This is a genomic window from Pseudobutyrivibrio ruminis HUN009, assembly GCF_000703005.1.
GTDB lineage: Bacteria > Bacillota > Clostridia > Lachnospirales > Lachnospiraceae > Pseudobutyrivibrio > Pseudobutyrivibrio ruminis_A.
In genome coordinates, this window is sequence record NZ_JNLH01000001.1 from 249,216 (window position 1) to 274,873 (window position 25,658).

Sequence of the window (25,658 nt, forward strand, 5' to 3'; positions counted from 1 at the left end):
ATCCCTGGCGCATTTTTATTCTAACGTTGCTTTAATTTCTATTACTGTATTGATAGGTTCCCCACCGGCTTCCAAATCGTAATCAATTAAAAGATTGATTTCGGTATCCTTTTGCTCGATTACAAGACGCTTTGTGTGAACCACAATAGTCATCATGCCCATTGGTGTATTGTAAGCATTTCTAGTGCGAGCCCCTGGGGTAAACTCAAGCTTTGATTGAATGTCTCCTTTTTGAGTCAATGTAAGCTTGTTGTGTTCAAAGCTTATTAGACAATCTACCTTTTGACCCTCTGGCATAACTCGGCTATAGGAAAGGTATCGCTTACTACCTCTATCAATAAATGAACCCACATACTCCTCATTTGTAGTCTCTGATTCGTGGCCCATCTTTTGCTTGGAGCAAAGTTTAATATTACATTTTGTTCCTGTCATTATTTATTTCCAATCTATTTTTGTTCTCTAATTAATTCACGAACAGCATTTATCTGATTTGACAAATGAACATGCATTATATCCTTCAGGAAATCTACATCTCTTCTGTCGAAACCGTCAATGATAGATTTATGTTCAGATATAAGCTGCGCGTAAACAGATGGATTCTTTACATACTCGTAACGATATCTGTACATCTGCTCCCTTGCCGAATTGATGATATTTTCAAGCTTTGGATTTGCAGCTGCTGCATAAATCACATCATGGAATGCCTCATCAGCCTCCACAATTTTACGAACATCGTCAGTTCTGGTAGCTGCCTCAAATGCTTTCATAGCTTCCTTAAGCTCTACAAACTGAGCATCTGTCATTCTTTCACAGGCACATACCACAGCAAGAGCATCAAGTGCATCTCTTACTTCAAGTACATCCTGTAAATCTTTTTCTGTCATTTTAGCAACCTGGGCGCCCTTGCGAGGAATAGTAACAGCAAGCCCCTCATGCTCAAGCATTCTAATTGCTTCTCTGATAGGTGTACGGCTAACTCCAAGCTTTGTGGCTAAATGCATTTCCATTAGCCTCTCACCTGGCTTTAGTTCGCCCTTAAGAATAGCTTCGCGCAGGGTGTTAAACACCACATCGCGAAGTGGTAAATAATCATCCATTTGAAGTGTAAGATTTTCAGTCATTCTGTTTAAATCTCCTTATTTCATGTGTGAAACTAATTAATACTTGTTGTTAAAAAGTGTTGTGAGATAAAGCTGCTTTACTAGCTTGCTCTCAGTAAGTGCCTCCTTGGCTGCCTTTGCTGTTTTGTTGTCTTCAAAAAAGCCAAATACAGTAGGACCACTACCACTCATCATTGCGCCAACTGCTCCATGATCCAGCATGATTTTCTTTATATCAGCAATAACTGGATGTAGTGGAATTGTAACCTCTTCAAGTACATTTCCCATGTGGTTGCAAATGGCATGTAAATCCTGATTTTTAATATCTGAAATCAGCTGATCGATGTCTGGATGCTTAACATTGTCAAAGCATGAATCCAAAGATTCATATACCTGCTTTGTAGAAACTGAAATACCTGGCTTTGCAATAAGCACTGGGCACTTCACCATTGGTGAAAGTGGTGTGAGCACCTCTCCAATTCCCTCTGCCAAAGCTGTACCGCGCATAACACAGTATGGTACATCGGCTCCGATTTTCACGCCTCGCTCCATCAAATCTTTTCTGCTGAGATTCAAATCAAATAGTTTATTTATTCCAAACATTACAGCCGCTGCATCTGTGGAACCGCCTGCCATGCCTGCCGCAACAGGGATATGCTTTTCCAGGCTGATATGCACACCAGTGTGTATATCAAATTCTTCCATTAGAAGCTTTGCTGCCTTAATGCAAAGATTGTCATCGTTAACAGGAAGGAAGCGAAGATTGGTGCTCATGGTAACAGCATTCCCCTCCTGCTTCTTAATGCTGACCTTGTCAAAAAGATTGACTGTCTGCATAATCATTCTTACTTCATGATATCCATCGTCCCTGATTCCTGTAACATCAAGTCCGATATTTATTTTTGCTAATGCTTTAAGATCTATATTGTCCATTGAAAAGAAATTACTACTCCATTAAAATTTGTACTTGTGTGTATTTTGTACTTGATTGTTCTTTGTATTCAATCCTAATAAATTTTAACAAAGATACCACACTTTTACAAGAATTTTGTATTAAAATAAATACAATCTAATAATAAATATTTCTCAATTAGCATCCGATAATAAGAATAGGAAAAGGATTTCCATATGGTTTTTTTTATTCATGGCCACAGTAACAAGGAGGTTATTATTATGGAGTTAAGCACATTAAACAGCGTATCTTCTAATATAGCAGGTACCTATTCTAAGACTACAAATTCTGATGGTTCGGTTACAGAAACACTTGAATTCAATGCATCAAAACAGGAAGTCAGCGCATCAAAGTTTTCTGATGAAGCTGCTGTTTATGAAAAATCTGATGAACAATCACTAACAACAGACAACTACAAAAAGACAGATAGAACTGCTCTTATTCAGCAGTTGAAAGCTGACCAGGAAAAGATGATTAACAATCTTTTAGATATTGTTATGAAGACAATTAATGGTCAGGGAAGCACATTTGCTATTGCTACTCAGGATGATATGTGGAAATTCCTTGCAGAAGGTAAATTCACAGCAGACGAAGAAACAATTGCAAAGGCAAAGGAAGATATTTCCGAAGATGGATACTGGGGAGTTAACCAGACATCTGATAGAATTGTAGATTTTGCTATCGCACTTTCTGGCGGAGATACATCAAAGGCTGACATGCTCTTAGATGCTTTCAAGAAGGGCTACGAGCAGGCAACTGGAACTTGGGGCAAGGATTTACCAGACATCTCTTCTAAGACTTACGATGCTGTATTAGATAAATTTGAGCAGTGGAAGAATGGCGCCTACAAATCAGGCAATAATTCTTCGAATTCAGGCTCAGGATCGACAGGCGGAACATCCATCACATATATGGAAAACATTTCCACTGTAAGCTCATCTACATATATAGAGACCTAAAACAATCTTAAAATTAAATAAATCAAGGCTGGTCAAAATGACCAGCCTTTTTTAATGTACCTTTTACATAAATTATATTCTATTGTTTAGCTCTCTCATCCCAAACCTTTACATCAATGCCAACAACATCTGATGTGAATGGTGTGCCATCTCCTTTTTCGTAATGTATCTGGGCTTTTTTTACATACTTAAATCCAATGTATAAAAGTGGAATGTTGCAGTATGCAATCAGAATGTTTGCAAAATCTGATAAATCCCAAAGGGCACCTAAGTCCATTCCTACGATTGATGTAAGCATACCAAAGCAGATAACAATAATATCAAGTATACGAATTACATTTATAAACACCTTGCTTCTGCTGATTCTGTTTGCACAGATTTCTGAGAAGGACATGAAGCCTAACAAGCAAGTGAATGCAAAAAGTCCAAAGCAAAGTGAAATAAGAAGGGTTACTACTACGTTGAATGCTGTGCCTGGTGTAAGCTCTGCTGCTGAGGCAAGATACTTTGGAAGCTTGCCAAGCTCGAACCATGCTTCACCTGCATCTGTAAGCCATACACGACCCATGATTACGACAAAGCCTGTGAGTGTACAAATAACAATTGTATCAAGGAAAACTCCTATTGCCTGAACACAGCCCTGGTCACATGGATGCTTTGCATCTGAAGCAGCTGCTGGCATTGTTATTGTACCTTGACCTGCCTCATTAGACATAAGTCCACGCTTTACACCCTGCATAAGTGCAATTCCAAATGCTCCGCCAAAAACTGCTTCTGGCTTGAAAGCCTCTGTAAATACTGCGTAGAAGAACCATGGAATTCTTGTAAAGTTAATGACAATAAGTATTACAACAGTTAACACATAAACAATTGCCATGATTGGAACAAGTACATCAGTAACCTTTGAAATCTTTTTTGTTCCACCAAATGAAACTGAGATAGTTGCAATGATAACGATTACAAAGCCAATCCAATATACAGCATGTGTGGTTGGAAGCTCCTGTCCGCTAACGATACTTGCTATCTGCCCCATTGCAGAGACTGTGTTAAATCCCTGTGCTGGGAAGCAAAGCAATGCATAAATAATATACATAAGTGATAATACAACACCAACTATTGCAGAATTCTTTATAAGTCTGCGTCCATAGAAGGCCATACCACCTACATATTCATCATCTTTTCTCTCTTTAAAAATCTGAGAAAGTGTAGACTCTACAAATGCTGTAGACATTCCAAAGAATGCAGAAATCCACATCCAAAGAAGTGCGCCAGGACCGCCTACTGAAACAGCTCCTGTAACACCAAGGATATTTCCAGGTCCTACTCGCATAGCAGTTGAAAGGAAGAAAGAAGCAAGTGGTGAAATACCAGTCTTTGCCTTGCTGGTCTTTAAAACTTCTATTCCTCTCTTAAACTTTCTGACCTGAATAAACTTTAGTCTGATTGAAAAATAGATTCCTGAACCAATCAAAAGAATAATTGCCAGTGAAAAGTTGCCCAGAATAGGTATATTTGCATACCACTCAAAATTTGTTGGGAAATCCCAGAATAAATCGGACACTACCTGTATTTTGCCACAGACAGTGGTAATGATATTTAAAATTGTTTCCATCATTTATCCTCCCTATAGTTACATAATATCTTTTTTATCTCTATACAACAATAGTCAAGTCTATGTATATAATTATCTACATTGGTGTGCCAACCTCAATCAAATTGCCATCTAGATCATAAAAACGCACAACCTTTTGTCCCCAACTATGTGTCATTAACTTATTTACATATATAGTATCAGGATACAACTTTTCCAGCTTTTCAATAAAAGCCTCAATATCCCTTTCTTCAAAATATAGTTCGCAGGAATTGTTTCTATGAACTATGTCCTTATTAATAAAACTGTTCCATATCTTCTCATCCTGAAGAACCAAGCCTTCTGTCAGAATCATATTTCCATCATTATCTAGAAGCATATCCAGTCCAAACAAATCATGATAGTACTTCTTTGAAGCTTCTATGTCTTTTACTACTATGAGTACGTTTCTTAATTTCATAATATCTAGCACCCTTTTTACATTTAATATATTGCAGTTAAGTTTATTTTCTTGTTTTAAAATTTCACTTAACTTGATTTCCCTACTTGGCCCCAAATTGTTAAGTGAATTTATAAAAGTAAACTTTTCCACTTAAAACTCTAACTGCCGGTTAAGTTTATTTTGGAAAATATTATTTTCACTTATATTTTTGTCTAAAATTCTTTAGTCACTTAAGTGAAAAATAAAAGTCTCATTTCACACTTAACTTTTTGTTAAGTTTATTTTCAGCATTACACATTTCACTTAACTTATCTAAATACTTTGAGACAAATGCATTGATTTTTTAAGTGATAATTCAAAAATTACGTATTTCACTTAACACACCTCTCCAATTTTAAGTGAAAACCAGGATTTTATAATTCCCACTTAACAAAGCTCCACTAAAGCTCCCCAAAAACTCCACTAAAGCTCCCATAGCTGAGTCAAAGCTGTAAAGTGAATAACCAAAATCAATATTCTACACTTAAACAAGGCCCATCACTACCTACATATAATCTGATTACGGCCTGTTTCCTTGGCTTCATATAGATTGTCATCGGCGCGCTTCAAGGTTTCATCTGTGGTTTCACCTGGGACAAGGGCGGTAAGGCCAAAGCTCATAGTGATTTGACGATCTGTGTCTGGAATATAAATAGTGCGAACCTCATCCATAATCATAGAAAGCTCTCTTTTTGCTATATCCAACTCACGGTTTTCAAAAATAAGCAAGAACTCCTCGCCACCCCAGCGGGCTGAAAAACCTTTGCCAACCATGCCGGCCTTCAGTTTGTCTGCTACTGATTTAAGAATCACATCACCCATTTCATGTCCATAGGTGTCATTAACCTTTTTAAAGAAATCTATATCTGAAATACATACGCAGTACTTGTTTCCCATTTCTACTGCCTTCACTCTGATGTCCTCAAGCTTCTTATCAGCGGAGCGACGATTATTTAACTCGGTAAGAGCATCATATTCTACAAGCTTTTTCAATGCCCCTGCCATGCGTTTTCCATCTGTGGCAAGATGCTTTATTTCATCATCTTTTGCTATGAGTTCTCGTGGCATTTCAAAATCAAATTCTCCACTTGCAAGGCGGTTCATGTATTTGTCCATTTTAAAAATTCTACCTGCCAGCTTATTGCCTTCATGAACCATAATGAATCCAAAGAAGACTGCTACCACAATACATATGCCAATAATAGGAAGAACGTATTTGAAAACCTCTTCTTGAACATCTTCCGCTGAACGACATACAGCAATCATACCAATGACTTTATTTTTATCATCCTTTAAGGCTGTATAGTATGCAAAACTCTTCTTATCATATACAACCACATTATCATAGAATACACTTTCACCAGTTTTCAAAACTTCATTTTTAACAACCGCTGCAGCCTTGGTGCCCATAGCACTGTTACCATCATCATCATGAAGCGTTGTAAGAATTCTAGTGTCCTCTATAAAAATAGATACATCGATATCAAGAAAATCAGACATGGTTGCTATAAGAGTGTCTTCTCCATTGAGCTTTTGTTCGCCCTTATAAATCTCTATTTCCCCTTCTTCGCCTGTTTCTTCTATTCTATAATCGCCAACATAAAATTCATCAAAAACAAAGCCTATCAATTCTGCATCATGAATAAGTTCGTCTTTAATTTGATTAGTGATTGACGCTCTTACAATACTTACGCTTGTCACAATAATTGCCACGGTAAGCAAGATTACTGGTACCAGCGTCATTGTAAGCATCTGCTTTTTTAAACTATCTTTAAAATCACTTTTAACCATGTTTTTCTCCTCTAAAAAACATCAATGTCAAATATATAATACTTCATTTTCAGGAGAAATAATATGAAATTACAGTGAATAAACATGAAAAAAGCAGGCACAGAACGCACCCGCCTTTTCCATGTTGAAGGATTTTGTTAGAAAAAGAAAGTTACTTATTGCGGCGTGCCTTAACTAAGGCAAATACCGACTGAAGGATTATGAAAATACAAAGGAGTGCTGCCGTTGCTATGTTTGCCCAGCTAGAAAGGAGCTTTCCGTTTGTATTAACTAGTACTGTAATTGTACCGTTGATGAGAACACCGAAGAGTGAACCGATTACGTTTCCTACACCACCTGTAAGAAGTGTTCCACCAATAACGGCTGATGCAATAGCATCCATTTCAAGGCCCTTTGCCTGGTTAACTGAACCTGACATTGTGTTCAAGCAGTAGAGAATACCACCGATCGAGCAAAGGAATGATGAAAGAATGTGTGAAAGCATTCTTGTCTTTTTAACATTCAAGCCCATCATTGTTGCTGATGTCTGGTTGCCACCAACAGCATAAAGATTACGTCCAAACTTTGTGTACTTTAACATCAAGAAGATAAGTACAAGTACAACAAGGGCAATAACAACTGTTGGTCTCATGTAAGGAACAACTACCTTACCATGTTTATTAACCTTTCCAAGGAACTCTGGAAGATTGATTTTTGAGTTTGCCCATGCATAGAATACTGGGTTGTCAGCCTCTGTAATAGAAATCTGGCCTGAGCAGATAACTGCTGTCATACCTCTTCCAAAGAACATTCCTGCCATGGTTACAATGAATGGCTGAATCTCTAGATATCCAACCAAAAATCCCTGAACTGCGCCAAATACAAGGCCAATTACAAGAACAAGAATTACCATTGGAACAGCACCCATGTGCCATTCTGTCATACCATAAACAAGTAGCATACAGTCCATGGCGATAACTGAACCAACTGAAATATCAATTCCACCTGTCAACATAACACATGTCATTCCACAGGTTACGCAGATAAGACCAGCATTGTTGATAAGGATGTTTAGGAATGTCTGTAAGTTTCCAAAACCTTTATCCTGATAAATCAGGCAGCCTACAATATACATAAATATGAAGAGGCCGATTGTGATAAATATTAAAACTGTATTTGGATCTAATTTTCTTCTCGTCTTCATTATGCTGCCTCCTTTATGTGAGCCTTCTGGGCCTTCCTTGCTGCCATGTAGGCTTTGAATGCAGGAGCCTGCACTACTACGATTATGATAACGATGATTGCCTTAAACACTGGAGCCTTATCAGTTGAAACACCCATAGCAAGAAGTGTTGTTGTGATTGCCTGGATTGTGTATGCACCAATGATTGAACCAGCAAGGTTAAATTTACCACCGCCAAGTGAGTTGCCACCAAGTGCTACTGCAAGGATGGCATCCAATTCGTAGTTAAGACCAATGTTGTTTGAATCTGCTGAGTAGATTCTTGATGAAGCTACAATACCTGCGATACCAGCACAGATACCACAAACAAGGTAGCAAATAAAGCAAATTACATCTGAGTTGATACCAGAAATTCTAGCTGCTCTGCTGTTGATACCAACTGACTGGATATAAAGACCAAGTGCTGTCTTTTTCAAAAGTATAGTTACAATTAAGATTACTAAAGCTGCCACAAATACTGGTGTAGGTATTGGACATCCCGGAAGGAAGTTACCTAAATATTTGTAAGGCTCATATCGTATATACGTAATCTGGTTGTTGCAAAGTAACAAACCGATTGCTCGTGCCGCCGTATATAAAATCAATGTTGCAACCATTGGTTGTATCTTTAGTTTGGATACCAGGGCACCGTTCATTGCACCGCAGACACCACCCATAAGTACACCAAAAAGCATTCCGACTCCCATTGGAACCATCAGCTCATTTACTGAGTTGTTTCCATATCCTGCAAGTAACATACAGCAGCTACATGCTGATAATGACATTACTGAACCAACGGAAATATCAGTACCTGCAGAAACTGCAACTACAAGTGTCTGTCCTACTGCAAGAATTGCGATTTCTGAACCACGATTCAAAATATCAATTAAACGTCCAAACAAAACACCATCCTGTATCTTGATTGAAAAGAATGCAGGGCTCTTAATCAAGTTGATAAGCAAAACCAAAATCATACAGAAGATTGGTAGGAATAGTGGTTGTTTTGTTAATTTCTTAAAGTTTTCCATTATTCTGCACCTCCTGCTATGGCTGCCATAACTGTTTCTTGGTTAAGATTTTCAGTAATTTCTCCAACCTGGGCGCCATCGCGCATTACGTACATTCTTGAACATGTACGAAGCATTTCTTCAATTTCAGAGGAAATAAATACAATGCTCATTCCCTCTTCTTCCGCAAATTTCAAAGCCAACTTCTGGAACTCTGTCTTTGTTCCGATATCAATACCTCTGGTTGGCTCATCCAAAATTAAGAAATCAGGATGTGTGCATAACCATCTTGCAAGGATAACCTTTTGTTGATTACCACCTGACAACTGGTTAATAGGAGTTTCGCGAGATGCTGTCTTGATTTGAAGCATATCGATAAACTTGTCTGCAAGTTCATTTTGTTTTGCAACTGGAATCTTTTTGAACATTCCGTTTCTAGCCTGAAGGGCAAGAATTATATTCTCCCTTACTGAAAGGTCGCCTATACAGCCGTCTGCCTTTCTATCATCTGGCAAATATCCCATACCTGCTTTGATTGCATCAAGAGGCTCTTTTACATTGAGATTTTTGCCGTTCATTTTCAGAGTACCAGTTTGAGCTTTATCAGCACCGTAGATGCAACGAACCATTTCTGAACGACCAGATCCCAAAAGTCCTGTAACGCCAACAACCTCACCTTTCTTGATTTCGAAATCAAAAGGCTTGATTGTTCCCTTATGACTAAGGCCTTTGGCTTCCACTACAACTTCATCAGATGTGTGTTCTGTCCCTTCCTTTTTGATGGATGCCAGATCATCGAAATCCTTACCAAGCATTGCCGCTACAAGCTTGACACGTGGCATCTCCTCAACTGTGTACTCTCCTGCAAACTCGCCATTTCTGAGAACAGTGATGGTATCACACACCTCATATACCTGCTCCAAGAAATGAGTTACAAATATTATTCCAACTCCCTTTGCTTTCAAGTCACGCATTACCTTAAAGAGCTTTTCTACCTCGTTATCATCAAGTGATGATGTTGGCTCATCAAGGATTAGAACTTTACAATCCATATCTACAGCTCTTGCAATAGCTATCATCTGCTGGATTGCAAGAGAATAATTTTCAAGAGCAATAGTTACATCAATATTAATTTTCAAACCATCCATTATTTCCTTGGCTCTCTTGTTCATTGTTCGCCAATCGATGGTTCCAATTTTTGTTTTTGGCTCGCGGCCGATAAATAAATTTTCTGCAACAGTGAGGTTTGGACAGAGGTTTACTTCTTGGTAAACTGTTGCAATGCCCTTTTCCTGGGCTTCTAATGTTGAATGATTAACTACAGGTCCATCAACTCCAGCTACGTGGATTTCACCTGCATCAAGAGAATATACACCAGTCAACACCTTAATCAGTGTTGATTTTCCCGCACCATTTTCTCCCATCAGTGCATGTATCTCTCCCTTTCTGAGAGTAAACTGTGCATGATCCAAAGCTTTAACTCCGGGAAAGGACTTAGAGATATCTCGCATTGTAATCAACAAATTTTCATCCATAATTCTTCAACCTTTCCTTTTAAATAAAGGGGAAGGAATTGCCCTTCCCCTATGAAAACTACATGTTAATACGATTTAGTAGCTTGCCTGTGATGCTGCGTCTGTTACAACTACAAGATCTTCTGTAACTTCCTCACCAGCATTGTTTGTGTATGTGATGCTTGAAAGGATATCCTCAGCAACATACCATGGCTCTGTCATGAATGTCTGCTTTGCAACTGTCTCACCAGCCTCAAGCTGCTGTACGATATCTGCACAATACTCGCCCTGAAGTGGGTAGCACATGAAGTCTGCATTGATGTCGCCTGACTGTACATACTCAAGACCAGCCTTGCAAGCATCGAAAGAAATAAGGATAACGTCTTTGTCTACACCATAAGAAACACCAGCTGCCTTCATAGCGTCCATAGCACCAAATGCTTCGTTATCGTTCTGGCAAACAACTACGTTGAACTTGCCTTCATAAGACTTGCAGTATGATTCCATAACCTGCTGTCCACCATCCTGTGTGAAGTCACCATCCTGTGAATCAAGGATTGTCCAACCTTCAGCATCAGCGATCTTCTTAAATCCATCTGTACGTCCGATCTGAGCAGATGAACCATTAGAACCTTCGATTACAAGGATGTTGAGATCTGAGATACCCTTAGCTGCTGCATAATCCTTTAACCATGTACCAGCTGCAAGACCTTCGTTCATGAATTCTGAACCAACCCATGAAACATACTTGTCTGAATCATCAATTGTTCTATCGATTACGATTACTGGAATACCAGCATCCTCACACTCTGTAAGAACTGTGTCCCAACCTGTTGAAACGATAGGATCAATTACGATGTAATCAACATCATCCTGGATGAACTGACGAACTGCTTCGATCTGTGTTGCTGAATCATTATCGCAATCAACGAACTGGAGGTCATACCCATTCTCCTCTGAGAATGCTTCCTGTACTGAGTTTGTTGAAGCTGTACGCCAATCTGACTCATGACCAACCTGTGCGAATCCAACTGTGATTAAATCACCGCTTGCTGCTGCATCATCACTTCCAGCATCCTCTGTTGTCTCAGCTGCAGCTGTGTCAGATGATGTATCTGTTGAAGCTGTGTCTGATGCGCCACCACAAGCTACCATTGATGTAGCCATAAGGCTTACGAGCATTCCTGCTACTATTCTTTTTTTCATAAGGTTTTTCTCCTTCCTTCTCCTTAACCAGGCCCCTTATTCCTGGTTGTTATTTATTTTCTATAATTAATTTAGCAAAGGTGAAAAATAGCAACAATAAAATTACCCTAATTTAAAGGCTTTCTAAGAATGCGATAGTACCAATATTTTAATATTCAATATTTCCCATACCAATTCACAAACATTTCCCTGTTCTTCGTTTTTACAGTGAAATTTTTTTGAAATAAATGTGGAAAATTTATGATTGGTATGCTTTCACTATTGATAAATTTCATACCAATTTTCATTGATATATGTTAGAATTTTTATAGATAACGTGGAAACTCTTATGATTAAAGGTGAAATTTTATGATTCCAAAATATATTTCATTAAAAAATAAATTAAACAATGACATATTGAAAAATAAATACCCGATCGGCTCAAAGCTTCCCACTGAGGTAGAATTGGCAAAAGAATATAATGTCAGCCGTTCCACTGTAAGACAGGCCTTAGACCTTCTGGTAGAACAGGGAATCATCGACAAACATTGGGGTAGCGGAAACACGGTAATCGCCAAAAGTGACAATTCCAAAAGCAAAACTGTAATGGTATTGCTTCCAAACAATAAGGATTCTGTTTTTTCTGATGTATATGCTGATATCAGTTCCATGCTGATGAAAAATGGTTTTGAAGTGGAGTTTCACAGTACTCAAAACAGCTATCAGCTTGAGCGCCAGTACCTTCAGCTTCTTATAAACGATATTTATGCAGGGCTGATTATTATGATGGCTCGTTCTAATTTTCCATCCACAAATGCCGATTTGCTTCAGCTTCAATGCAAACGCCAGCTTCCTATCGTTTTTATAGATAATGCACCTTCAACTATCTATAATCCTGTAATTATCTCTGTAGATAATTACGGTAGAGGCTACCAGATGGCCCGTCACCTTATTAATCGTGGTCATAAAAAGCTTGGCGGTATTTTTATTAATGACAATTATTCTTCCATCCAGGCATTTTCTGGTTTCACTGATGCTGTCCGCGACGCCAATCTTGAAATAATGGATAACAGTTTTCATTTTTGTAACTACCACGATCCACAGGGTGTCAACTCACGAACCACTGCCGGCATCAATCGATTTTTAAAATATGCCTATGATACAGTATCAGCTGTTTATGTGGACGATCCTAACATCACCGGAGATGGCACATTTCCAATTTTTACATCTAGCCTTACTCCATCCAAATCATTGGGCAAGGAATGTGCTAATGCAATCATGGAAATAAAAAAGAATGGCAACAGCAAATCTGTCACCATTCCATTTAAGGCTAATTAATATTTTCTATTTTGGATATAGTCCTCTGTCAATTCATCAGGTGTAAAGGTATTTTCATCAACATAAGTTATTTTAGGAACCGTCTTTCCCTGATTTAGCATATTAACTATGTTGTACAAATATGGCCCCTGCAGAGGATTACATTCCACTACAAAATTTATCTGACCATTCATACAAAGCTCCAATGCATTTCTTGTAGCATCAAAGGAAACTACGGTAATTTTACTTCCCACACCATATTTCACACCAGCTTCATTAAGCGCTGCGATGGCGCCCATTGCCTCTTCATCGTTTTCGCAATAAAGCACATCAATATCACTTGGATTTACTTCCTCCAATGTGTTCTCCATTATCTCTCTGGCTTTAGCTTTGGTAAACTCACCACAATCTTCCGCAACGATGTTCCAATTAGTATGTTCCTCCATAGCTTTTTCCAAAGCCTTCGATCTACCTAGCTGGGCCGATGACTCCAGTGTTCCTTGAATGTGGACTATATTTAAATCCTCAGTCACCCCATCACCATCAGAATCATACAACTTTTCCAAATATGCTACTGCAGCTTCTCCCTGCGATTTAAAATCTGAGCCAACGAATGCTGTGTATAAAGCTTCATTTGATACATTTACATTTCTATCGCAGATAATTACAGGAATGCCTGCCTGCTTGGCCTCTGATAAAACAGTGTCCCATCCCGTTTCCACTATAGGACTAAGAATGATGTAATCCACGCCTTGCTGGATAAAAGTACGAATATCGCGAATCTGATTATCCTGCTTTGACTGGCCATCCTTATAAATCAGCTTGTAACCCTTCGTCTCTGAAAAAGATTCTTTGACTGAATCAGTAAGCGCCACTCTCCATGCTGATTCTGCACCTGGCTGAGAAAAGCCCACCACTATTAAGTCCGAGCTTTCATCCTCTGCCTCCTCAGTCTTTTTTGAGGCTCCGCAGCTGATAAAAGTTGCCATGACTATACAAGCCAATATAAAGCTTAAAACCCTCTTTTTTCTAAACATTGATTATCCCCTTCTCATCATGCTTTTGTTTTGGAATGACTACAGTGATTGTGGTTCCAACTCCCTCTGTGCTGGAAATTGTAAGTCCATATTCCTCGCCAAACAAAAGCTGCACTCGCTCGTGAACTGTGCGAAGACCAAATCCTATCTTTTCCCCATTTACGATTGCAGCCCGCATCTCCTGCAATCGTTCTTCCGTCATGCCCGCACCATTGTCCTTTACTACAAGCTCAATTTTGTCATCCAAATCCACCGCTTCAACTTTTATTGAGCCCTTCTCGCGCTGAAGCTTTATTCCATGATAAATACTATTTTCAACAAGTGGCTGAAGTGTAAGCTTTGGAACTGAGTACCCATAAAGACTTTCAGGTATATTTACCTGATAATCCATTCTATCCTGATATCTGGTTTTCTGAATTGCCAAATAGCTGAGGACATGCTTTTCTTCCTCTTGAAGAGAGATGATATCCTTTCCTCGGCTTAAGCAAAAACGGAAGAAATCAGAAAGATCACTAACCATCTTTATACTCTCTTCTTTTTTATCAGCCTCGATTAACCAGATGATTGTATCCAAAGTATTATACAAAAAATGAGGATTAATCTGAGCCTGCAAAAGTTCAAGCTCTGCATGTCGCTTTCTTCGCTCAGCCCTCTTATTTTCCTGAATAAGAGTATTTAGCTTTCCAACCATCTCCTCAAAACCATCTGACAGAGTTTGTATTTCTGCCTGGGCTGCATCAACAGGAGTCTTTGGTTCAAAATCTCCATTTGTAATATCGTTCACTCTGCCTGCCAACTTCGTAAGAGGTGAGGTGATGGCTTCAGTAGTCTTTGCAACATAAAAGATAATAAGAAATACCACTATTACAAACACCGCAACTGTTCCTATAAGGATGTACTCAACCTGTGTGGTAATCTCTTCCTGAAGCTCACTAAGATGAACTGATTCATAATATAAATAATCATACATGTATGTCTGAATCAAATCTGTCAGAATGTAGATATTGTTTTCCAGCTGAGTCATTCCCTCATCATAGGTTTCAGCATTATCCACCTCTTCCATTCTGGTTTCCAAGGTTATGCACAAATCTCGCACCGATTCTATGGAATCAATACTGTCTTTTTCTGTGGTTTGCTCCAAAAGCCGCTCCGCCAACTCCCTGGCTTTTTCAACCTCTTCTGTTGGCTTTCCATCTGCATAGGCACTATCACTAACGTAATAGAACATCTTTAAATCTACATCACTTTTGAAATCCTGGTTGAATGCAGATGCAGCTGTAACATTATGAAGAATTGTTCTGTATTGAAAAGCATTCCAACATAAGAGACCTATGAGTACCGCAATTACGATACTCATAGGTACAATAATAACCACTATTAACCTTCTAAGCATGACGCTCATTGAAGGCTTTTGCTTTTTGTTTGTCACTTCAACACTCATACTCCCTGCCCTTTCGCTCTGAATTCCTTAGGGCTAATTCCATAAGTTTTCTTGAAAATATAGCTAAAGTAATGTGGGTCCTTATAGCCCACCTTTTCTGCAACTGCAGAGGTCTTCTCTTTTGTATTTAAAAGCAATTCCTTGGCATGCTCCATACGCTTTGATGTAATGTATTCAACAAAGGTAGTTTTATTTTCTCTTGAGAACATTGCAGACAAATAGCTAGGAGAAATATTTATTTCTTTCGCCACCTCATTAAGGCTCAAGCTAGAATCACAGTAATGCTCGTTTACATAATTAATTGCCGCAGAAAGCTGTGACTTTGACTGGTTGCCTACCAAATCCTTTCTCTTTGCAATAGCTGCTCTAAACATATCCGAAACAACATTCAAAACTGTATCACTTGTAACCTTTTCCAAGTTTCCTCTTGTGCTTGAATCCAAAACATTATCTGAATCAACTCCAAGCTTTTTCAGATAATCACAAACGCACATGTACATAGTCATAGCAAAATATTTACAGAATATGCTAGAGCTCAACGCACTTTTCGTCTGCTGATTTACTATGTTATCAAGGAAATCGTCTATCTCAGATTCGCCGGCGTTTTCAAGGAAAAGCATAACAAGTCGCTGGTCGATTGTGTTTGCACTATCCTCGCCAAATGTGCGCATAGACTCTACATCCTGCTCTGTGAAGATATGACCATCCGGATTAATAAATCGACAGCTAAGTCGTTTGTTTGCTTGCTGACATGCTTTTGCAAACTCCGACAGTCTAGTTATCACACCACTTTGTGCCAAATACCAATGTATTTCATCATCATAGACCATACATCTACGATTGATATTTTCTATTAAATTAGTTGTATTACTTTCGATTGTGGATTCATCGCCCTTAACAATAATCGCATAGGTATCCATATTCCAATGGAACACAATGTATTCTGGGCAGCATTTTAGATACTGCATCAGCTGTTCTGACAAACGAGCCATGTGCTTTGAATACACCGGTGCTGTATGCATTCCTGTCATTGGGGTAAAATCCAAAAGAACAAGGTTGTAATGAGTAGTATCTAGAGAAAGACCAAGCTCCTCCGACTTCTCATAAACCTCAGATACGGACATAGTTCCACTAACCAGCTGATTAAAAAATCTGACTCTGGCGAACTGTTCATATTCCTGACTTTCCGCTTTGAATTGATCTAGATATTTGTCTCGCTCATTTTCTTTATCCAGCTTTGATTTGGCATCGTTCATAACATCCCCAAGCTTATCCTTTGTGATAGGCTTTAAAAGATAATTATCTACGCCAATGCTGATTGCCTCCTGGGCATAAGAAAAATCATCGAAACCACTGATGATAATGATTCTTGTATTAGGAAGTTCCTTTTTAATCATTTTGGACAGAGAGATTCCGTCCATGAAAGGCATCCTGATGTCTGTGATTAACACATCAGGCTTTGTCTGCCTAATAAGAGGTAATGCCACCTCCCCATCGGCGGCATCACCAACATATGCAAAGCCATATTGCTCCCATGGGAAGCTGGCCTTTAATCCGTCTCGAATGACAATCTCATCCTCAACTAAAAAAACACTATACATTATTCCCCATATCCCCTAAACTTTACTGCTCTGCTTTGTTCTTTAAATACTCTGAAATCATGGCGTACAAGGCGTCCGCTGTTGCCTCTACACCCATAAGCGAGCTATTCACGCATAAGTCATATCCTCTACTGTCACCCCATTTCATTTTTGAATAGTAGTTGTGATATGCCTTACGTTTTTTATCATGTCTGAACATCTTTGCTTTGGCTTCAAGTCTGTTGAGTTTATACAAACGACAGATACGTTCTGTCTTTGCCTCCTCTTCACCTCTAACGAAAATAGAAATAAGTCCAGGAAAATCTCTCAATACATTTTCTGAACAACGTCCAACTACAACAAAGCTTTCTCCGCTTTCTGCCTTGTTTCTGATGAAGTCGAACTGAAGCTGTGCGATTTGATCCTGCACACTTGAAGAATGTCCCCTAACTGTCCTGGTTAATCCCTGACGCTTGGTTTCTTCGTGCTTGTGAAGCTCCTCAGCATCTATACCATTTCTTTCCGCCATTTGATCAAGCATGTTGCGGTCGTAAAGTGGTACATTAAACTTTTCCGCCAATCTGGAAGCAATTTCGTGTCCACCGCTTCCATACTCTCTACCTACTGAAATAATAAACTGCCCCATAAGTTTCCTCCTTCAGTATTGATTTATACTTATATTCTAATTGATTCAAGCAAAGAAGTCGAGTTTATAAGCTTTAGAAATATCTTACAAAAATGTTAATCATAGATACTGCAAGAACGATGATTGTTCCTGGAACTAGCTCCTTACAGTATGTAGCCCAGCTGATAGGAAAACCTTCCTTACCTGCTGTAGAGATACCAACAACATTTGCGCTGGCACCGATTGGCGTCATGCTTCCACCGATATCTGTTCCGATTGCAAGTGTCCATGCCATTGTAGACAAATCAACACCTGTAGTTGCCGCCAGTGTTCTGATAACAGGAATCATTGTTGCTGAGAATGGAATGTTGTCGATGAATGCTGATGCAAAAGCACTTACCCAAAGGATAATTGCAATCATAAGATAAGCATTTCCACCTGATACCTTTGCAATGAATTCTGCAATAACAACAAGTACACCAGTCTCCTCAAGACCACCTACTACAATAAACAATCCAATGAAGAATAATAATGTGTGGTAGTCAACTCTCTTAAGAAGAGTCAATGCCTTGCGACCTGAAGTTGCAAGTGTGATGATTGCAATAAATGTACCGATGAATGCTACTGTAAGTCCTGTTGTAGCATGTGTAACAAGTAATACAATTGCTGTTGCAAAAATGATAGTACTTGTTAAAAACTCTTTCATGTTATCGATTTTAATTTCAACATCGATAGTTGCTGGATCAACTTTGTCTGCTGGATCCTGTAATCTATTTCTCATTGTGAAATAGAAATAGAGAACGATGATAACAAGTGAAACTGCACCAATTGCACCTGTGTTCATTACGAAATCTGAAAATGAAAATCCCAATGATGTACCAATGATAATGTTTGGTGGATCTCCACACATAGTGGCACTTCCGCCTAGGTTGGCACAAAAGATTTCTGCCATGATAACTGGAACTGGGTTGAACTTAAGTGTTCTAGCCAATCTGATAGTAACTGCTGCAAGGAACAAGATTACTGTAATTGAATCGATAAACATTGCAAGTACAGATGAAAGAATCATAAATGCAACGAATATTCTAACTGGCTCAAAGTGGGCAAGCTTTGCAATCTTGAGACAAAGCCAATCAAAGAATCCTGCTTCTGCCATTCCTTCAACCATGATCATCATTCCCCAAAGGAAAATGATTGTAGCCCAGTTGACGCCTGAAGTCTGCTCCGCAGATTCTCCTGCTTCATACCAAAAAGATGGTTTGAAAATACCTCCTATCGCCAGAGTGTTAACAAATGCCTCTACGCTTCTCATTCCAACACCAAAAACAAAAATGCTGGTCAAGGCTCCGCAGCCAAGAGTAACGTAATGCTTAGGAAATCTATCCCAAACAATAAGCACAAACATAGAAATAAAAATTACTATAGCTAGTACTTCTGCTAACATAAAATACTCCCTTTCTTTAATTAAAATAAATAAAACTCGTGGACAATATATTATTGTCCACGACATTTTTTATTTTATATTAGGCTGTATTTTTTTTAAAGTAAAAAATGCTAATTTATAGCGTTTTCCATCAGCTTTTTCATTGATGCTGAATTCTTTATAGTACCCAAAATATTAATAACGGCCTGTTGTAATTCTCCAAGTGCAAGATATGCACCTCTATCAATACCTTTATAGGTAATCAGTCTGCTTCCGTCATCCTGTGTTTTTATACTGCAGAGACCTTGCTTTTCAAGTGATAATACCTTTTCACTTATCTGAGCATCAGCAACGACTACTGTTGATACTTGCGCATCGCCACTCTTGTCCAAAAGGAATGACCCCCATTTTTCGTATGTAATCATTGGCTCATTATAAACATAATTCTTGTTTACAACAGTTACATATCCATCTGCCTCAAATGTAGGAGCTGTTTTAATCATTGCTTCAAGAATATGATCTGGATCGAAGCCAGGCATAATCAAATCACAACCTGCATGCAAATCATAAGCCTTTTCTGATTTAGAAGCCCAATCTGAAAGTACCATTCCAGTAGAACCCCAGTCGCTTTTAATAATATCTGTATTCAATCCTCTTTGGGATGAAGCATAAAGTCCATTAATCTTGTTACCAGAATTTAACAGACCTGCTGGTGCAGCTACCATTTGGCAAGCAGAAAATGGGCGAAGATAAAGTTCGCCAAAAGCCTGTCTTGATACATTAATATTTACATCCGAAGTACCACTTTCCTGATTATAAGTGGCCACATTCTTCATAATGACATCTCGGCCTTCATATCTCTTAACGCCAATAACAAATCCCGCGCCAAGTATTCCTGCAAGGGAAGGGTCCTCAGAATAAAATTCATAGGCTCTATTTCTCATAGGATTTCTGTGAATATTAAGAGCTGGTGCAATACAATAATCTATATTGTAGTATTCCATCTCCCTTCCATACACTCTACCCATACGAACCATTGCAGACATATCCCAGGTTTGGGCCATATTCATAGGCGAAGGAAAACATGTACATGCCACCCCTTCGATTCTTAAACCTGATGGCCCATCAGCAAATGTTACCCCTGGAATACCAAGTGTAGTTGCAAACTGTGATGTGGTTCTTGCGGATATTCCAAGCTTATTCTTTTCATGAATAATATCAAAATTGAAACGATTCTCGCTTTCTACTTTTGACTCGCCACATTCGCCAGCCACTATGCAGGCTAATACTTCCGGTGATAATGAAGAAACAAATTCCTCCATCGATACTTTATTTTTAATAACATCAAACAATGTTGTTGAGCCACACGGTTTGATATACTCCAGATTTTCATGAACTCTGGTAGGCATACTGTATGGATTCTCATTTACATAAGAAGCATACTTGCTACCTTCTGTAAGATAGGTTGTAACCTCCTGTTTTACCGGAACATATTTATTTTCTGAATTGTAATCGTCCCCTGATAATGAAGCTACCTTTATATAGCCTGTATCTTCCTCTGCTCTAGGAGATGGTGATAGGAATTTCAATTCCTTTGTAGGTTCCATTACATTCGTAACTCTTTTGATAATAGTCATTCTATCTAGAACAACCTTAGCACAAAGCTTTGTATCTCTTGAATTTGAACCTAGTCTAAAGAGATAGTCTCCCTTTTCCATTACCCATGCAGTGCTTTCCTCATCAAATGAGCACAATTCCATTATTGGAATCTTTATTGTCATTTCTTCAGATTCACCTGGTTTTAGCTTTCCAGTCTTGCCAAATCCTGAAAGAATCTGATATGGCTTTTCAATATTTCCCTGAGGCTGGCTGCAATACAACTGAACAACCTGACGTCCTGCGCATTCGCCTGTATTGGTAACTTTTACACGCAATACAACAGCCATCCAGCTTGCTTCTAAGTATTCTAATTCCATATCAAAGGATGTGTAGCTTAGACCAAAGCCAAAAGGAAATAGAGGTGTCACATCAAATGCATCAAAATAACGGTATCCCACAAAGATACCCTCTTTATAATCGATTTCATTTGATTTTGCCGATTTGTTTAAAACTGATGGGCTATAGCAAGTCGAATAATCCTTATACTTTTTAGCCCACGTTACAGTAAGGCGACCGCTTGGATTAACTGCGCCCGTCAATACATCAGCTAATGAGTTGCCTGCTTCCATGCCAGGCACACCCATATAAATAATCGCCTTAATGCTTTTCATCCTTGCAACAGATGAAAGCTCCAGCATTCCGGAATTAATAACTAAAATTACATTTTTGAAAGAGCTGGCAATCAATCCGATATTGCTAAGCTCCGTTTCTGTGAGTTGGTATTGATTTTCACTACCTTCCTCGCCTTCACTTATAATTCCGTGTCGTACTACATATATACACGTATCAGTACCTAATATTGCTTCTGCCATATCTGCAACAGAAATAGGTACCTCTGGAGTGCAGCAACGTTTCCCCTCGAAGGCCAACCCCTTCTTCGCTACCTGCTTCTCCTTCTTGTCGTTAAGCTTTACCGCCTTTTCCATCTTACTCAGCCAGCTGTCGGTAGTTAACGTAAATCCGTTATTAAGCAAACCTTCTTTAACGTTTACAGTTGAATCCGTAAATACGTAGTTGAAGTATAGACCACAAAAAATTGTGTCTACTGCACCTGCGCCAAACAACGCTACATTACCCTTATTCATTGGCAAAATTCCGCTGTTTTTTAGCAACACCATACCGTCTGCGCCTAATCCACGAACTACATCTCTGTGTTCAGGAAATTGCATTTTGCTGGTTTTAGAAAACACTCCCCTTAAACGTTTGATGTCCATAATGTAATACTCCCAAAATCAACAATTTTTTCCCTTATTATCCCCACAAAAAGCTTTTTTTTCGTTAGTGAATATGATACTATCTTTTTATTTAAAATATGTGTCTAAATTGTTAACTTTGGCTAGTTTATAGGAGATTTTTATGTTTAAAGATATGTTTGCTAATGATTCATCTCTATCTTTTGAAGTATTTCCTCCAAAGAAGGACGATGAATTCGAAAATTGTTACAAGGTACTAGACTCACTTTCTGAATTAAAGCCAGATTTCATAAGCGTTACTTATGGTGCCGGTGGAAGCCGTTCAAAGAAGACTGTTGAAATAGCTTCTTATATTCAGAACGAATTACACACAGACGCTATGGCTCATATGACATGTGTCGGTTCTACTTCAGAAGACATTCTTGCAGTAACCCGTGACTTGGCGGCAGTAGGCGTTAACCATGTGCTTGCACTTCGCGGTGACAAGCCTCGCGACATGTCTGACGAACAGTTCAATCAACGTGTTTTTCCTCACGCTACCGATTTGATTCGTTTCTTAAACGAAAACACAAAGCTTGATATCTCCGCTTCCTGCTATCCTGAAAAGCATCCAGAAGCAATGTCTATGGATTCTGATTTAGCATTCATGAAAATGAAGCAGGATATGGGAGCAAAGATGTTTATCTCCCAGCTATTTTTTGACAATGCAGATTTTTATCGCTTCAATGAGCGTGCAGACAAAGCTGGCATCACAGTTCCTATTGTAGCTGGAATCATGCCTATCACATCTGCAAAACAAATTGGATCTACCGTTACACTTGCAGGTTCGTCTGTACCAAAGAAATTAGCTGACATCTGTGCAAGATATGGAGAGTCACCAGATGACATGCGCAAGGCCGGAATCGAGTACGCTATTGACCAAATCAGAGACCTTCGTAAATGCGGAGTAGGTCATATCCACATCTACTGTATGAACAAACCTAAGATGACTACAGAAATCTGTAAATCTATCTAAATACCAGATGTTCTAAATTTTACGCATGTTACGCTAACAAGAATAGTATTACTCCGCTCAACTAAGAATGTTTCGCTTGAGTAACACTATACCTTGTTAGCTACATGCTTATTTATTAGATACATGCTTATTTATTAGATACATGCTATTGAATGTGATACAATAGATTTACTTATTTACGATACCACGGGGGTACTATTTATGGATGGAAAAAAGATAGAGCAAGAAATGCTCGAAATTACAAAAGAGCTTATGAAGGATTACAAATCCGACAGAGCAATAGATAAACTTGATACATATCATCAGCCAAACAAAGACAGCATCATCGACATCACAATGAAGCTTCTTCGTGTTGTTTATCCTGGCTATTATCGTGATCACGTATACAAGGTCTACAACGTAGAAACCAACATCAACACTCTTATGGAGGATGTTGTTTACAATCTTAACAAGCAGATTTCACTTGTACTTTGCTACAACTCTATATTTGACGGTTGTGGTGATGAGATTTGCACTACAAAGGCTGAGGAACTTTCATTAGCATTCCTTAAGAGAATTCCTCATGTTCGTGCACTTCTCGATACAGATTTGCAGGCTGCCTTCGACGGCGACCCTGCCGCTACAAGCATCGATGAAATCATCTTTGCTTACCCTGGCATTTTAGCAATAACAATCTATCGTCTTGCACACGAGCTATACTTACTTGGAGTGCCTATCATTCCGCGTATCATGACTGAGTACGCTCACTCAAACACAGGTATCGACATTCACCCAGGCGCAACAATCGGTGAATACTTCTTCATCGACCACGGCACCGGCATCGTAATCGGTGAAACAACAGTCATCGGCAACAACGTAAAAGTATACCAGGGCGTCACCCTTGGAGCCCTTTCAACTCGCGGTGGCCAATGCCTTCGCGGTGTCCGCAGACACCCAACCATCGAAGACAACGTAACCATCTACTCCAACGCATCAATCCTTGGAGGTGACACCGTAATCGGACACGACTCCATCATCGGTGGCTCAACCTTCATAACCGAATCCGTACCACCCGAATCCCGCATCTACTACGACGTAAAGTAGCGGCATCATCGGGGCATAATAAATAGGGGACACCTCCCCTGCCCCTGGCCCGCGCTATGGAGCTATGGTGGTGTCATCGCATGAATATTATGTTTTTCTAAAGCACAAGGAGAGCATACTTTATTTGCAGGTGTCTTTTGCAGGTCTGTACATTTTGTCGATTTGTATTTCTAGATACGGACACACATATACTTAAGCTAGTATGGATTTCAAAAGTCATGGTTACCTTGGGTGATTTTGAAATGCGCTTAGAATAATAAAAACAGGTTTTGTAATATGTAAGCATGAGGCGCCATGGACGGCGCCGAGAGCCCGACAACGAAATGGACTGAGTTAAAGGGCGGTGCTTATATATACAAAACCTGTTTTTTAATTATTCTTAGCAAATGGAATATGAACCCAAGGAACCATAACTTTTGAAATCCATGTAGATAACCTAAAGTGTCCGTACTAGAACATACAAATCGCCAAAAAGTTCATCCCGCAACAAGACACCTGCAGCATGCTCTCCTATTGTGCTAAGAAAAACTATAATATTCGCGAAATCGACACCACCACAGCTCCATAGCGCGGGCCGGGGGCAGGGTAGGTGTCCCTACATCTAGATTACCCCGATGATGCCGCATGCTAGTACAATGAGGCCTAGCGCGATTCGGTACCATCCGAAGACTTTGAAGTCGTGCTTCTTGATGTAATCCATGAGGAATTTGATTACGAACATGGATACGACGAAGGCCACTACCATGCCTACGATGAGGATTGCTGCTTCCATTGCTGTGAAGCTGAGGCCAAACTTTAGGATTTTGAGAAGGCTGGCGCCAAGCATTACAGGTATTGCGAGATAGAATGTGTACTCTGCGGCTGTAGTTCTGGCAACACCGATCAAAAGAGCGCCTACGATTGTGGCACCTGAACGAGATGTACCAGGGAAAATAGCGGCGATGAGCTGGAACATACCAATTAAGAATGCTGTGGTGTATGTGATGTCTGCTACGGCATTAATTTTGGCTGTGTGACCAGCTTTTTTGTTTTCTACCAATATAAATGCTACACCAAAGATGATAAGCATGATTGCTACTGTAGTGTAGTTGTAGAAAAGTTCTTCGAATAAATCGTCCCATAAAACTCCAACGATTGCAGCTGGAACACATGATACTAAAATGTGGAACCAAAGAACGAAAATGTCTTTTTTGATCCATGCTCCAATTCCGCTTTCTGAAAGTGGTGCATTGTTGTTTTTCTTGCCAAATGGCCAAATGCTATTCCAGAAAATCAATACTACTGCAAGGATTGCACCAAGCTGAATTACCACCTGGAACATGCTGTAAAACTCTTCTGATACGTTGAGTTTTACTATTTCATCTAAAAGAATCATGTGGCCAGTGCTACTGATTGGTAGCCATTCTGTGATTCCTTCAACTATACCGAATAATATGGCTTTTAAAATTTCTATCATCATTATCCTCCATTAATTAAAAAGAACTGCTGCATACACAGCAGTTCT

At 39.2% G+C, this 25,658-nt stretch carries 21 protein-coding genes; 4 read left to right on the forward strand and 17 right to left on the reverse strand.

The features are described 5' to 3' along the window. Nucleotides 1–15: 15 nt before the first annotated feature. Genes BO15_RS0101155 through ispE form a run of 3 tightly spaced genes read right to left on the reverse strand, consistent with a single transcriptional unit; the run spans nucleotide 16 to nucleotide 2,033 of the window. A complete protein-coding gene (locus BO15_RS0101155; RefSeq protein WP_033151690.1) occupies nucleotides 16–432 on the reverse strand; it encodes a DUF1934 domain-containing protein in 417 nt (138 codons plus the stop codon). A gap of 14 nt (nucleotides 433–446) precedes the next feature. Beyond that, nucleotides 447–1,121 carry a GntR family transcriptional regulator gene (locus BO15_RS0101160; protein WP_033151691.1) on the reverse strand — a complete coding sequence of 225 codons (675 nt, stop codon included), beginning with the start codon at nucleotides 1,119–1,121 and terminating at the stop codon, nucleotides 447–449. Nucleotides 1,122–1,157: 36 nt separating this feature from the next. Next, the gene (gene ispE, locus BO15_RS0101165; protein ID WP_033151692.1) at nucleotides 1,158–2,033 is read right to left on the reverse strand and encodes a 4-(cytidine 5'-diphospho)-2-C-methyl-D-erythritol kinase; all 876 of its coding nucleotides are present in this window, start codon (nucleotides 2,031–2,033) and stop codon (nucleotides 1,158–1,160) included. Between the two features lie 240 nt (nucleotides 2,034–2,273). Between ispE and BO15_RS0101170 the strand changes: the two genes are divergently transcribed. Beyond that, entirely contained in the window at nucleotides 2,274–3,011 is a 738-nt protein-coding gene (locus tag BO15_RS0101170) for a hypothetical protein (RefSeq protein ID WP_242843741.1), read from the forward strand. Between the two features lie 79 nt (nucleotides 3,012–3,090). Here BO15_RS0101170 and BO15_RS0101175 read toward each other — a convergent pair whose 3' ends face one another. From BO15_RS0101175 to BO15_RS0101205, 7 genes are all read right to left on the reverse strand, one after another. Further along, entirely contained in the window at nucleotides 3,091–4,626 is a 1,536-nt protein-coding gene (locus BO15_RS0101175) for an amino acid carrier protein (RefSeq protein WP_330371992.1), read from the reverse strand. A 73-nt stretch (nucleotides 4,627–4,699) separates the two neighbouring features. Further along, nucleotides 4,700–5,062, reverse strand: coding sequence for a VOC family protein (locus BO15_RS0101180; protein ID WP_033151694.1), 363 nt, complete (start codon nucleotides 5,060–5,062; stop codon nucleotides 4,700–4,702). 522 nt (nucleotides 5,063–5,584) lie between these two features. Beyond that, on the reverse strand, nucleotides 5,585–6,874 hold the full coding sequence (locus BO15_RS12960; RefSeq protein ID WP_052169699.1) for a diguanylate cyclase domain-containing protein: 1,290 nt from the start codon (nucleotides 6,872–6,874) through the stop codon (nucleotides 5,585–5,587). Nucleotides 6,875–7,025: 151 nt separating this feature from the next. Beyond that, the gene (locus tag BO15_RS0101190; protein WP_033151695.1) at nucleotides 7,026–8,057 is read right to left on the reverse strand and encodes an ABC transporter permease subunit; all 1,032 of its coding nucleotides are present in this window, start codon (nucleotides 8,055–8,057) and stop codon (nucleotides 7,026–7,028) included. Beyond that, nucleotides 8,057–9,103 (reverse strand): ABC transporter permease, encoded by a 1,047-nt coding sequence (locus tag BO15_RS0101195; RefSeq protein WP_033151696.1) that lies wholly within the window; start codon nucleotides 9,101–9,103, stop codon nucleotides 8,057–8,059. Before BO15_RS0101195 ends, BO15_RS0101190 begins: the two co-directional genes overlap by 1 nt. After that, the gene (locus BO15_RS0101200; RefSeq protein ID WP_033151697.1) at nucleotides 9,103–10,617 is read right to left on the reverse strand and encodes a sugar ABC transporter ATP-binding protein; all 1,515 of its coding nucleotides are present in this window, start codon (nucleotides 10,615–10,617) and stop codon (nucleotides 9,103–9,105) included. The genes BO15_RS0101195 and BO15_RS0101200 overlap by 1 nt, the downstream gene beginning before the upstream one ends. Nucleotides 10,618–10,692: 75 nt before the next feature. Continuing rightward, on the reverse strand, nucleotides 10,693–11,802 hold the full coding sequence (locus BO15_RS0101205) for an ABC transporter substrate-binding protein (RefSeq protein ID WP_033151698.1): 1,110 nt from the start codon (nucleotides 11,800–11,802) through the stop codon (nucleotides 10,693–10,695). 348 nt (nucleotides 11,803–12,150) lie between these two features. On the opposite strand from BO15_RS0101205, the gene BO15_RS0101210 reads away from it, so the two are divergent. Then, complete coding sequence (locus BO15_RS0101210) at nucleotides 12,151–13,119, forward strand: GntR family transcriptional regulator (RefSeq protein ID WP_033151699.1); 969 nt, start codon at nucleotides 12,151–12,153, stop codon at nucleotides 13,117–13,119. Here the strand turns inward: BO15_RS0101210 and BO15_RS0101215 are convergent. The 6 genes from BO15_RS0101215 to BO15_RS0101240 all read right to left on the reverse strand — a co-directional run bounded on the left by BO15_RS0101215 (nucleotide 13,116) and on the right by BO15_RS0101240 (nucleotide 22,032). Continuing rightward, on the reverse strand, nucleotides 13,116–14,087 hold the full coding sequence (locus BO15_RS0101215; protein WP_242843742.1) for an ABC transporter substrate-binding protein: 972 nt from the start codon (nucleotides 14,085–14,087) through the stop codon (nucleotides 13,116–13,118). The genes BO15_RS0101210 and BO15_RS0101215 overlap by 4 nt on opposite strands. A gap of 40 nt (nucleotides 14,088–14,127) precedes the next feature. Next, a complete protein-coding gene (locus BO15_RS0101220) occupies nucleotides 14,128–15,576 on the reverse strand; it encodes a sensor histidine kinase (protein WP_033151701.1) in 1,449 nt (482 codons plus the stop codon). Next, a complete protein-coding gene (locus BO15_RS0101225; RefSeq protein ID WP_033151702.1) occupies nucleotides 15,573–17,177 on the reverse strand; it encodes a response regulator in 1,605 nt (534 codons plus the stop codon). Before BO15_RS0101225 ends, BO15_RS0101220 begins: the two co-directional genes overlap by 4 nt. 22 nt (nucleotides 17,178–17,199) lie before the next feature. After that, nucleotides 17,200–17,802, reverse strand: coding sequence for an AAA family ATPase (locus BO15_RS0101230; protein WP_033151703.1), 603 nt, complete (start codon nucleotides 17,800–17,802; stop codon nucleotides 17,200–17,202). Between the two features lie 73 nt (nucleotides 17,803–17,875). Beyond that, nucleotides 17,876–19,225 (reverse strand): SLC13 family permease, encoded by a 1,350-nt coding sequence (locus BO15_RS0101235; protein WP_033151704.1) that lies wholly within the window; start codon nucleotides 19,223–19,225, stop codon nucleotides 17,876–17,878. 110 nt (nucleotides 19,226–19,335) lie between these two features. Continuing rightward, nucleotides 19,336–22,032, reverse strand: coding sequence for a glycoside hydrolase family 3 protein (locus BO15_RS0101240; RefSeq protein WP_207641072.1), 2,697 nt, complete (start codon nucleotides 22,030–22,032; stop codon nucleotides 19,336–19,338). Between the two features lie 187 nt (nucleotides 22,033–22,219). On the opposite strand from BO15_RS0101240, the gene metF reads away from it, so the two are divergent. After that, a complete protein-coding gene (gene metF / locus BO15_RS0101245) occupies nucleotides 22,220–23,071 on the forward strand; it encodes a methylenetetrahydrofolate reductase [NAD(P)H] (RefSeq protein WP_052169700.1) in 852 nt (283 codons plus the stop codon). Nucleotides 23,072–23,272: 201 nt separating this feature from the next. After that, nucleotides 23,273–24,154: a serine O-acetyltransferase gene (locus BO15_RS0101250; protein ID WP_033151706.1), complete on the forward strand. Its 882-nt coding sequence runs from the start codon at nucleotides 23,273–23,275 to the stop codon at nucleotides 24,152–24,154. Nucleotides 24,155–24,755: 601 nt separating this feature from the next. Here BO15_RS0101250 and BO15_RS0101255 read toward each other — a convergent pair. Next, nucleotides 24,756–25,610, reverse strand: a complete 855-nt coding sequence (locus tag BO15_RS0101255) for an undecaprenyl-diphosphate phosphatase (protein ID WP_207641084.1) — start codon at nucleotides 25,608–25,610, stop codon at nucleotides 24,756–24,758. Between the last annotated feature and the right edge of the window lie 48 nt (nucleotides 25,611–25,658).

Excerpts from the sequence above, each read along its gene's own strand:
- BO15_RS0101155 (WP_033151690.1), bottom strand. The coding sequence starts at position 432 with ATGACAGGAACAAAATGTAATATTAAACTTTGCTCCAAGCAAAAGATG.
- BO15_RS0101160 (WP_033151691.1), bottom strand. The coding sequence starts at position 1,121 with ATGACTGAAAATCTTACACTTCAAATGGATGATTATTTACCACTTCGC.
- ispE (WP_033151692.1), bottom strand. The coding sequence starts at position 2,033 with ATGGACAATATAGATCTTAAAGCATTAGCAAAAATAAATATCGGACTT.
- BO15_RS0101170 (WP_242843741.1), top strand. The coding sequence starts at position 2,274 with ATGGAGTTAAGCACATTAAACAGCGTATCTTCTAATATAGCAGGTACC.
- BO15_RS0101175 (WP_330371992.1), bottom strand. The coding sequence starts at position 4,626 with ATGATGGAAACAATTTTAAATATCATTACCACTGTCTGTGGCAAAATA.
- BO15_RS0101180 (WP_033151694.1), bottom strand. The coding sequence starts at position 5,062 with ATGAAATTAAGAAACGTACTCATAGTAGTAAAAGACATAGAAGCTTCA.
- BO15_RS12960 (WP_052169699.1), bottom strand. The coding sequence starts at position 6,874 with ATGGTTAAAAGTGATTTTAAAGATAGTTTAAAAAAGCAGATGCTTACA.
- BO15_RS0101190 (WP_033151695.1), bottom strand. The coding sequence starts at position 8,057 with ATGAAGACGAGAAGAAAATTAGATCCAAATACAGTTTTAATATTTATC.
- BO15_RS0101195 (WP_033151696.1), bottom strand. The coding sequence starts at position 9,103 with ATGGAAAACTTTAAGAAATTAACAAAACAACCACTATTCCTACCAATC.
- BO15_RS0101200 (WP_033151697.1), bottom strand. The coding sequence starts at position 10,617 with ATGGATGAAAATTTGTTGATTACAATGCGAGATATCTCTAAGTCCTTT.
- BO15_RS0101205 (WP_033151698.1), bottom strand. The coding sequence starts at position 11,802 with ATGAAAAAAAGAATAGTAGCAGGAATGCTCGTAAGCCTTATGGCTACA.
- BO15_RS0101210 (WP_033151699.1), top strand. The coding sequence starts at position 12,151 with ATGATTCCAAAATATATTTCATTAAAAAATAAATTAAACAATGACATA.
- BO15_RS0101215 (WP_242843742.1), bottom strand. The coding sequence starts at position 14,087 with ATGGCAACTTTTATCAGCTGCGGAGCCTCAAAAAAGACTGAGGAGGCA.
- BO15_RS0101220 (WP_033151701.1), bottom strand. The coding sequence starts at position 15,576 with ATGAGTGTTGAAGTGACAAACAAAAAGCAAAAGCCTTCAATGAGCGTC.
- BO15_RS0101225 (WP_033151702.1), bottom strand. The coding sequence starts at position 17,177 with ATGTATAGTGTTTTTTTAGTTGAGGATGAGATTGTCATTCGAGACGGA.
- BO15_RS0101230 (WP_033151703.1), bottom strand. The coding sequence starts at position 17,802 with ATGGGGCAGTTTATTATTTCAGTAGGTAGAGAGTATGGAAGCGGTGGA.
- BO15_RS0101235 (WP_033151704.1), bottom strand. The coding sequence starts at position 19,225 with ATGTTAGCAGAAGTACTAGCTATAGTAATTTTTATTTCTATGTTTGTG.
- BO15_RS0101240 (WP_207641072.1), bottom strand. The coding sequence starts at position 22,032 with ATGCAATTTCCTGAACACAGAGATGTAGTTCGTGGATTAGGCGCAGAC.
- metF (WP_052169700.1), top strand. The coding sequence starts at position 22,220 with ATGTTTAAAGATATGTTTGCTAATGATTCATCTCTATCTTTTGAAGTA.
- BO15_RS0101250 (WP_033151706.1), top strand. The coding sequence starts at position 23,273 with ATGGATGGAAAAAAGATAGAGCAAGAAATGCTCGAAATTACAAAAGAG.
- BO15_RS0101255 (WP_207641084.1), bottom strand. The coding sequence starts at position 25,610 with ATGATAGAAATTTTAAAAGCCATATTATTCGGTATAGTTGAAGGAATC.